General features: G+C 36.7%; 7 protein-coding genes, 1 pseudogene and 1 riboswitch. Of the genes and pseudogenes, 1 reads left to right on the top strand and 7 read right to left on the bottom strand.

Annotated features, from left to right (window positions below; translation table 11 throughout):
• Nucleotides 1-156, top strand: a pseudogene (locus BMW29_RS13820) (IS110 family transposase); the annotation flags it as partial.
• A gap of 399 nt (nt 157-555) precedes the next feature.
• Here the strand turns inward: BMW29_RS13820 and mgtA are convergent.
• The 7 genes from mgtA to BMW29_RS01780 all read right to left on the bottom strand — a co-directional run bounded on the left by mgtA (nt 556) and on the right by BMW29_RS01780 (nt 9,331).
• Entirely contained in the window at nt 556-3,258 is a 2,703-nt protein-coding gene (mgtA, locus tag BMW29_RS01810; protein WP_245706208.1) for a magnesium-translocating P-type ATPase, read from the bottom strand.
• Nucleotides 3,259-3,421: 163 nt separating this feature from the next.
• Nucleotides 3,422-3,895 carry a GNAT family N-acetyltransferase gene (locus tag BMW29_RS01805; RefSeq protein ID WP_092649659.1) on the bottom strand — a complete coding sequence of 158 codons (474 nt, stop codon included), beginning with the start codon at nt 3,893-3,895 and terminating at the stop codon, nt 3,422-3,424.
• Between the two features lie 4 nt (nt 3,896-3,899).
• Entirely contained in the window at nt 3,900-4,577 is a 678-nt protein-coding gene (locus BMW29_RS01800) for an MgtC/SapB family protein (RefSeq protein ID WP_245706205.1), read from the bottom strand.
• Between the two features lie 133 nt (nt 4,578-4,710).
• Nucleotides 4,711-4,880, bottom strand: a riboswitch (M-box (ykoK) riboswitch).
• Nucleotides 4,881-5,021: 141 nt separating this feature from the next.
• Nucleotides 5,022-5,483 (bottom strand): phage tail protein, encoded by a 462-nt coding sequence (locus BMW29_RS01795; RefSeq protein WP_092649657.1) that lies wholly within the window; start codon nt 5,481-5,483, stop codon nt 5,022-5,024.
• Between the two features lie 129 nt (nt 5,484-5,612).
• Nucleotides 5,613-7,925 (bottom strand): ABC transporter permease, encoded by a 2,313-nt coding sequence (locus BMW29_RS01790; RefSeq protein WP_092649655.1) that lies wholly within the window; start codon nt 7,923-7,925, stop codon nt 5,613-5,615.
• A complete protein-coding gene (locus tag BMW29_RS01785; protein WP_092649653.1) occupies nt 7,926-8,627 on the bottom strand; it encodes an ABC transporter ATP-binding protein in 702 nt (233 codons plus the stop codon).
• 107 nt (nt 8,628-8,734) lie between these two features.
• Nucleotides 8,735-9,331: a TetR/AcrR family transcriptional regulator gene (locus BMW29_RS01780; RefSeq protein WP_092649651.1), complete on the bottom strand. Its 597-nt coding sequence runs from the start codon at nt 9,329-9,331 to the stop codon at nt 8,735-8,737.
• Nucleotides 9,332-9,447: the final 116 nt, after the last annotated feature.

Genomic DNA, 9,447 nt, shown 5'->3' with positions numbered 1-9,447 from the left:
GCTTCACAACATGATCCTGTCTTGAAAGCTTTTTATGAGAAGAAACGTTCCGAAGGAAAACATCATCTCACAGCACTTGGCGCTGTCTCTAGAAAGCTCTGCTATATTATTTTTGCCATTTTAAAGAAAAATGAAGCCTATGAAATTCGGCAATAGAACAATTTAAATTATTGCTTAGCAAGGTCTATTTGTTGTGCACTTATTTCTATTATTCTGCTTACTCATTTTTCAGTATATTGGCTTGACTTTATATAGTTAGTCTTTCTAAAACAAAGTCTACAGGATGACGTTGCGGAAAGGTCAAGTCTGTCTTTCCTTTAAGATGAGATAAATAAAAGGGGGCGAGACAAAACTCAAAAAGTTTTATCTCGTCCCCTTAATTGCTTCTAAAAAGGTATAAGTTGCCTCCGTAAACGGTGGCCAAAAGGCAGGTTCTTCGGCAATTGGAGCAAAAGACAATCAATACAAAAAGCGTATTGTTCGTCTTTTGCTCCAATTGCTCAAACCTAAACGCCTTTTGTCTCATCCTCTCTTTCAACATTTAAATAGAATCTATCATAATAACTCTTGATAACGACGTGTATAAACTTGTTTCACTACGGTCACTAATAAGAGATAAGCAATAATGGTCACAACTAACCAGATCCAATAGTCACTTGGTAAGACAGCTAATCCAAGACTGTGACCAAACTCGGTAAATGGCAACACAGAACCAACTGCAATTCCTAATGATGTAATCGCTGTGACAATAAATGAAGCGCGGCTTTGTAAGAACGGAATTTTTGGTGTTCTTAAAGCATGTAAGACCAGTGTTTGTGACCATAAGGATTCCACAAACCAGCCAGCATGAAAGACTGCAATAAAGAGGACTTGTTGCTCAGCTGATAAGGTATGATAAGCGCCTCCTGCCATTGCTGGGCAAATAATAAAGTACATTAATAGGTAAGTGGTAATATCAAAGACTGAACTTGTTGGTCCCAACCAAATCATAAAATTGCCAATACTATTCGCATTCCATTTTTTAGGTTTTTCCAAGTATTCTTTATCCATGCGGTCCCAAGGAATAGATACACAAGAAATATCATAAATTAAATTGAGGAATAAAATTTGTAGTGGTAGCATGGGTAGAAATGGTAAGAATGTGCTGGCAACAAGGACTGAGAACATATTGCCAAAATTTGAACTAGCTGTTGCTTTAATATATTTCATAATATTTCCGAAAGTTTCTCTTCCTGAAATAATGCCTCGTTCCAAAATCATTAAATCTTTTTCTAATAAAATCACATCTGCAGATTCTTTGGCAATATCCACTGCTGTATCTACAGAAATACCAACATCAGCAAGCTTCATTGCAGGCGCATCATTAATACCATCACCTAAAAATCCTACAGTGTGCCCATTTTCTCTTAATAATTTTGTGATTCTACCTTTTTGTTGTGGGTTCAATTTCACAAAAATATTTCTTTTTTCAATCACTCGTTTTAATTCATCATCTTTCATGTTCGCAACTTGATCTCCACTCACTAATTTTTCTGCACCTAAACCAACTTGTTTACAAACAGATTGTGTCACTAGCGCATTATCACCCGTCAAGACTTTAATGCCTACACCATGAGATTTTAAGGCTTCAAGGGCTTGTTTTGTTGTTTCTTTTGGTGGATCTAAAAAGGCTAAGTAACCAATTAACACCATTTCTGTTTCATCTGCTACAGAAAACTCTCCAACAACACCTGGATTGGTTTTTTGTGCAACACCAATCACTCGGAGACCATCCTCATTTAGCTCTTTAACCTTCGCTAAAACTTCTTGTTTGACTTCCTTTGTTAGAGGTGTGACCTGACCTTTAAAGTCTACATAGCTTGAGATATGTAGCATTTCTTCAATCGCACCTTTAGTAATCATTTGTGTTTTTCCGGCTGCGTTTTCGACAACCACACTCATTCTGCGACGCTCAAAATCAAACGGAATTTCATCGACCTTTTGATACTTCATGCTATCCGTATCTAATTCATCTTTTGCAGCAGCAATAATCGCAACATCTAATAAATTCTTTAATCCTGTTTGATGGTAGCTGTTCAAAAAGGCATGACGTAAAACACGATCATCCTGCTCGCCTTCGCAATCTAAATGATACTCTAAAATAATTTTATCCTGCGTTAAAGTCCCTGTTTTATCTGTACAAAGAACATCTATCGCACCAAAGTTTTGAATGGAATTTAAATTCTTAATGACGGTTCCTTTCTTCGCCATAGCTGTTGCCCCTTTAACCAAATTCGTGGTTACAATCATTGGCAACATTTCTGGGGTTAAGCCTACTGCAACAGATAAGCCGAAAAGGAATGCTTCCATCCAATCGCCTTTAGTAAGACCATTAATTACAATGACAGTTGGTGCCATTAAGGCCATAAATTTAATTAAGAGGTAGGAAGTTTTACGAATGCCAATTTCAAAATTCGTTTTAATCGGTTTACTCGATAATTCCTTTGCTACATTTCCAAAAAGAGTTTGATTACCTATTGCAACTACAGCACCTTCTGCACTTCCACTAATCACATTACTACCCATAAAGACTAAATTCTCATAGCTTGTCTCTGTATCATGATAGCTCACTTTTCCTTCTGCACGTTTTTCAACAGGATAGCTTTCACCTGTTAAAGCTGATTGCGAAATGAATAAATCCTTTGTTGCAATTAATCGCATGTCCGCTGGAATCATATCCCCAGCTGATAGCTTCACAATATCCCCACAAACAATTTCCTCCATTGGAATTTCAGCATAGCTGTTGTTTCTTTTAACTGCAGCCGTCACTTTGACTAGTGATTTTAGCTTTTCTGCTGCTTGATTTGATCTAACGGATTGGATTAAGGTCATTGTGCCACTGATAAATACCATTGTAAAAATAATGATGACACCAAATAAATCTTTGTCTTCTGGTGGTGCAATCACATATTCTGTTATAAAAGAAATGATACCTAAACTAATCAAGACTAATGTAAATGGTGTAATATAAGATTTTAATACTTCGATGATAAAAGGGGTTTTCTTACCGTAAGCAATTTTATTGGTTCCATGCTGGTTTCTTGACATCACAACCTGTCCATCAGATAAACCACTTTTTGAAGTATTAAAGGTGGACAAGATATTTTCCTCAGTTTTGCGTGCAAATAATTCATAATTTGCTTTTGTTGTATCTTTTTCAACTTTTTTCAATTTTTTCTCCTTCTTTCCCAAAAAGATTCTCCATACTACTAGGCCCATTATCCAAAAGATGATGCATTCGTATAAAGTCTTCATTTTTACCCGCTCCTTAAATGACGGGCTTACGGAAAAGACAGCGAGCTAAAAACAAATAGACAAAAATAGCTGTCTGCATGCTTCCACGATGTTGTTAATCCATAAACCCATTATTTTCGAACTACTGTCATCCATTTGTTTTCATCTCCCTTTGCGGATTAAACTGTTTTTCTATTGCGACTTCTTTTTTAAATAATTTTAAAACGAGCTGTCCTTCTTGATAGCTCTCTGCTAACATTTCATAGGCTAGCTTTTCATAAAATGGCCATGCTTGCTGACGACCAGTTAAAAAGACAACTGAGAATCCTAACCGACTAGCAATTTGTTCAGCATATTGAATGAGCTGTTTCCCAATCCCATGTCTTTGATAAGCTGAATCAATCGCTACTTGCTTCACTTGAATCAGTTTTTGATCAATGGGATGCAATAATAATGTACCAATGACTTGCTGCTCACATTTCACAACTAAATGTAGATCATTTTGTTCCTCTAAAGGAGCCTCTACTAACTGCTTCTTACCAGAGGTTGCCTTTAATAGCTCATTTCTCAGAACTAAAGCCTCTTGATAAGCTTTACTATTCCATTTTGTTATTGTAAACACTGTTTTACCATGATGATTCCTCCCCTACTAATTGATAAATTTCTAATACTTCTACTTTTTTAGATAAGTTTGCCACAATTTCCTGAACGGCCAATTCGATATTGAGTGCTGGCTCAATTTCAACTTGTAATTGAACTTTTCCTTCTGCTAAGTCTCGACAAACAAAGGAAGCAAATGTTAAGTAATAGCGATCCAACTGTTGCATCATTTCTGTCCGCAATAACACCTCGGTTGTGCGGAGTCCTGTCACTGTTAATACAATACTTTTCATAAACTCAGTTGTTTCTTGCTGATAATCAGCGACGATGACATCTACTTTTCTTGAGAAAAAGCGAATCACAATATTGGTCAAGGCAATCAGTAACGCTGCTAGTAAACCTTCTAAGATAAAACCTGCGCCGATCATGCTCCCAACAGCTGCTGTACACCAAAGGGTAGCTGCCGTATTTAAGCCTGTTACACTAAAGCCATCTCGCAAAATGACACCCCCTGCAAGAAAACCAATACCACTGACAACTTGAGCCGCAATTCTTGTTGGACTTGAGTCATCTACAATTAGTGTCGAAAGTGAAACAAACATGGTTGCACCTAATGAAACTAAGGTCATGGTTCGAACACCTGCTATTTTTTGGCGCCATTGTCGTTCTAAACCAATCAAGCTACCAGCAAACAAACTAATCAATACTTTTGCTAAAAATACATCACCTTCTCCTCCTTCAAATAATTTACAAACTCTTTAAATGACGAGGCAAACGAAAAACGACCTTTCGCCAAAAACTCAGCGAAAGGTCGTGAAAAAGCATACATAAAGAAGCCATTTGATCTCATCGTTGAGTTTTGGCACTATACAACGTAAAAAGCAGAGCTTTTAGCTACCTTATGAAAAGCCTTGTATCGACAATCCCTGTTCTACCCATTGGCGTCTCTCGACATTTTTGGGCAGTAGCCTGTGTTTGTATAGGAGCCTCACCTAACAAATCTATTAAGTTTATGTGTGAAATATAACAGTAAAAAAAACACTTGTCAACGTTTTTTTTATTTTTCTTAAGAAAAAATAACGGATTGGTCTAGTTCGAAAAAATAGAAATCAATGCGTCTTAGCTCATTCAATCATGTTATTTTTACCTTAATAGATCCCTTTAATGACAAAGAACGAACCACGAATCGTTCCTGCCAATTTAGATTTTTGACGAGCAAATTTAAATTTCCCTTCAAACTCAGCAGGAATCTCCATACCATCAGATAACTTAAAACCAACTGCACGTTTGCCACCCTCTGCCAGGCTATACATCACATTCACGGCCAACCCATTTTCATAGAAAACATAAGCCATTTTGAGCCCCTCTACTTCAAAACTTGAAACCTCTAATGGTTTGTAAGGAAACTTCATATCACGTTCAGCAAGAATTTTTTCAATCCAGGCTAAGGTGTCAGGTGCTTCACTTGCTGGTGTTGTCACAAATTCATGTTGATACTTATTCCAATAATAACGTGCTTCATTCGCGCGTAATCCAGCCAACGCTTTGGCTACTGGCGAACTTTCAAAACCAATTGTTGAAACCTCTTTAAAATCGACTTGATAAGACATCTTGCCGCCTCTTTTCCTTTTAATCTATGCTGATTATAAGTTAAGAGAACTGCTCTTATCAAATGATAAGAACTGGAACAGTAAATAAATGATTAAAATAGCTAAGCACGTGTTATTTTTCTATCCATGTTAATCAACATTTTTCAAGGCTTCAGTCATTTCAATTTTTTGTACTTTTCGATTAATATAGACGCCTACCAGTAAGCTACAAATCAGGATTAAACTAAATGAAATGAAGATTCTCTCCAAACTAATAGCTGTGAAAATTTCTGATTCATCCGTACTAATAATAGTACCAAAAAGAGTGAGTACGGGTTTGATTAACACAAGACTGAGGGCTCCACCTAAAAGAAAGGCTAGCCATTGATCGCGTAAAATAATGCCACGAATTTCCTTTTTACGAAAGCCTAATACTTTTAAGGTCGCATATTCACGATAGCGTTCAGTAAAATTTAAGACGCCTAGGTTATATAAAACAACTACACTGAGAATGACAGCAAAAAAACCATAAGTGATAATAATACTTTGCATATTTTCTGCAACTTTCGCTGCATCCTCTTTCTGTTTTTTTAACGAAGTTATTTTATGCACACCAGGCTTGGTTGCAATTTCCTGTTGTGAAATATCGCGCCCTGTCAGCAAGGTATTCGGCATAAAAGGTTGATCCAATTGCTGCCATGCCTCGCGACTCATTAAGATACCTTGTGGTGCACTGACATAAGCAATATCCGTCACAAATGTAGTCAGATACTGCGCTGTTCCTGTTGGTTTAAATTGCAGGGTATCTCCAATCTCAACCTGCCATTTTTGTGCTAAAAAATGTGATAAAACGATGCCTTCTTTTTTTAATTGAATCGGCTGTTTTTCTTGATTGTAAAAATGTGTATACAGACCTTGATCCATGATCACCAGCGTGACATTTTCGCTTCTATTAGCAAGTCGTAATTGCCCCTGTCTTGTTTCCTGCCATTGTCCTTCATCACCAACTGCTTGCTGAACACTCGCTCTTTGCTCATTAGATACTTGCTGTGCAAATTGGATGGAAAAGCGGTAATCAAATTGTTTCCCATAAAGTTGTTGATTCATTTGTTGAATAGAATATTGAATACCAAAGCTAATAATCAATAAAAGAATACTTCCTGCGACGGTCAACATGGCAATCAGCTGCTTTTTTTTATTCCGCAAAGCATCTCTTGTGACCCATTTCCAAGCAAATGAGGTCTGCTTAAATAAAGCATCTGTCCATTTTCCTTTTTCAGAAAACTGATGGTCTTTTATTTTTATCCGCAGCATTTCAGCTGGCAACGACTGGACGCTCTTTCTGCTTGCTAGATAGGCTGTGAGGGTACTTAACACCACGATAAGCATCCCAACAATGAAAATAATAGGCGGAAATTCCTCTTGCCAATTGGCTAACATAAACTGATTTCTTTGAGTCGCTAAGACAAAAGGTGTAAAGCTATAAGGGGCAACTATCATACCTAATATAACACCAATCAAACTGATAAAAAGGCCATAGCTACTATAATGGAACAAAATACTACGGTTGCGGATGCCTAAAGCTTTTAAGGTGGCAATAATTGTTCGTTGTTGGCGAACCAAGCGCTGAATCGTTGTTAAAATGGTTAACAAGACTAACAGCATAATCACTGCTGAGAAAAGAATCGCCAGCTTTTTCAGTACCAGTACTTTTTGGATGTATGTAGCAACATTCGGGTTATTGATTCTGGTTTGATAGGCCATAAAATGTTCCCCTAAAGCTTCTTCAATGCGCTGTTTTAGCTCAGCTGAAGGCTCTGTATCAGACAGCTTGACCAATAATTGATTGGTCCCTACTAGTTGCTTCAATGGGATGGTTTGATTATTTGTATAAACATAGCCATACTTTTGATGATTCATAGTCAAATCGTGATTTGGCCCTTTATAGGCAATAAAATCTGGAGATAAAATCGTCCCTAAAATAACCGTATCAAATTGCTGGCCATCTAACCAAAGTGTCAGCTGATCTCCGATTTGATAAGCATTCTCTGTGGCAAAATAGTCATCAACCCAGACGCCTTTTTTAGTTGCATCAAAAGCTTCACCAGATACGTTTTTTAAGGTGGAGATGGTTTGTTCATCTGTGACAACTGCCTGTACAAGTTGATTGCCATCTTTTTTATCCACGACCATGGTTGATGTGCTTTGTTTTTGCAGCTCTTGAATAGTATCTTCCTTTTTGATGTTTTCAATGGCTGTATCTGGGATTTGATTGCCACTAATCCAAGCATCTGCTAAATGACTACTTTCAGACCAGGCTTCAAAGGTTTCATCCATACTTTTCCACGCACTAATAAACCCTGTAAAAACCAACATTCCTAGAAAAGCTAATAATAAAATGGAGATGAATTCACCTTTCATTTTACGAAAATCTCGTAGCATCTTTTTGACTAAAATGTTCATTTACCACACCACCTTATCCATTGGAAGCGGTGTTGAGTGTTCAATGACTTCTTGGATTTGTCCATCATGAATCATAATAACTTTATCTGCGGCTGGGGCAACTGCAGCATTATGTGTTACAACAATCACTGTTTTTTGATAGTCGTGTGCCATTTTTTGTAGTAAAGAAAAAATTTTTTGTCCCGTTTTGGTATCAAGCGCACCTGTTGGCTCATCACATAAAATTAAGGCTGGATTTTTACATAGTGCCCTAGCAATGGATACTCTTTGTAGCTCACCACCTGAAAGGGCTTCTGGAAAATGCTTCTTACGTTCTGCTAAGCCAACTGCTGTTAACATATCATCTGCTGTAAAAGAATGGTTGCCAATATTTTGGACAATCTCAACATTTTCATAGGCATTTAAAGTTGGAATTAAATTGTAAAACTGAAAGACAAAGCCAATTTCTTTTCTACGATATTCCGTTAGCTGACTATCATTTGATTGACTAATATCACGTTTTTCAATGAACACCTCTCCTTCTGTTACTTGATCCATCCCTCCTAAAATATTCAACAAAGTACTTTTCCCTGAGCCGCTTGGCCCTAAAATCACTGTAAATTCACCTTTTTTTATCGTAAAAGAAACATCATCCAACGCTCTGACACTTTGTTTTCCTACTTGATAGTCCTTGACTACATGCTTCACTTCGATCATATTCATCTGAAACCCTCCTTCTTAAATTATATTCGTGACTAATAACGTTTTTTAAGTCATATAAATTTTAAAAAAAACTAACCTTCTCATTCACTAGAAAAGGCTAGTAAATTTTATTCTTCTTCAACAAACTGCTCCACAAGCATCTCCAACATTTTATCAACAGCAGCCTGATAAGAGGTATTAAAGTAATCATGGCGTGTACTCGAAAAAGTAATGATTTGAATCATTGATGCGACTTCTTCGATGGGGATTGTTGTTTTCATTTTCATTTGCGTTAAGACAAATTGAATATCTGATACATCATCTCGAAACAGGGAATTTCGTGTTTCTTCCGGTAATTTACGGAGACTTTTTTCAAATTCTACGGATTCCAATTTACCTAACCAAGGAAAATACTCTGTCAAATAATGAAATAATTGTTTTAACATTAATTTCAATTGTTCTTTTTTCTCTAGTTCAGGATGCTCTTTAACTAGTTTCATGATATCTGTTACCATATCTGATTGCACTTTTTTTGCAACATCTGCAAAAAGCATTTCTTTTGAGGAATAAAATAGATAAAAAGAACCTTTCGCAATCCCTACTCGTTTCACTAAGTCATCAATGCGAATTTGTTGGATATTCTGATGTCTTAAATCTTTCATAAACTCATTTTGTAGCTGATCCTTAATGATTACTTTTTCTTCTTCTGAGAAACCTCGTACCATAATAGCCTCCTAACTTTATATGACTAAAAGAACTTTATTAGTCATATAAAGTTTACTGCGCGATTGATTGATTGTCAAGAAGCTTCTCAGATTTCAGTTTTCATGAGCCATCAATC

It is taken from the genome of Isobaculum melis (assembly GCF_900111355.1).
Classification (GTDB): domain Bacteria; phylum Bacillota; class Bacilli; order Lactobacillales; family Carnobacteriaceae; genus Isobaculum; species Isobaculum melis.
Note: the sequence above shows the minus strand (reverse complement) of the source record. Positions and strands in the feature narration are given on the sequence as shown.

Bases quoted from the DNA above. Each gene is read 5' to 3' on its own strand.
- mgtA (WP_245706208.1), bottom strand. From the start codon at position 3,258: ATGGGCCTAGTAGTATGGAGAATCTTTTTGGGAAAGAAGGAGAAAAAA.
- BMW29_RS01795 (WP_092649657.1), bottom strand. From the start codon at position 5,483: ATGTCTTATCAAGTCGATTTTAAAGAGGTTTCAACAATTGGTTTTGAA.
- BMW29_RS01790 (WP_092649655.1), bottom strand. From the start codon at position 7,925: ATGAACATTTTAGTCAAAAAGATGCTACGAGATTTTCGTAAAATGAAA.
- BMW29_RS01785 (WP_092649653.1), bottom strand. From the start codon at position 8,627: ATGAATATGATCGAAGTGAAGCATGTAGTCAAGGACTATCAAGTAGGA.
- BMW29_RS01780 (WP_092649651.1), bottom strand. From the start codon at position 9,331: ATGGTACGAGGTTTCTCAGAAGAAGAAAAAGTAATCATTAAGGATCAG.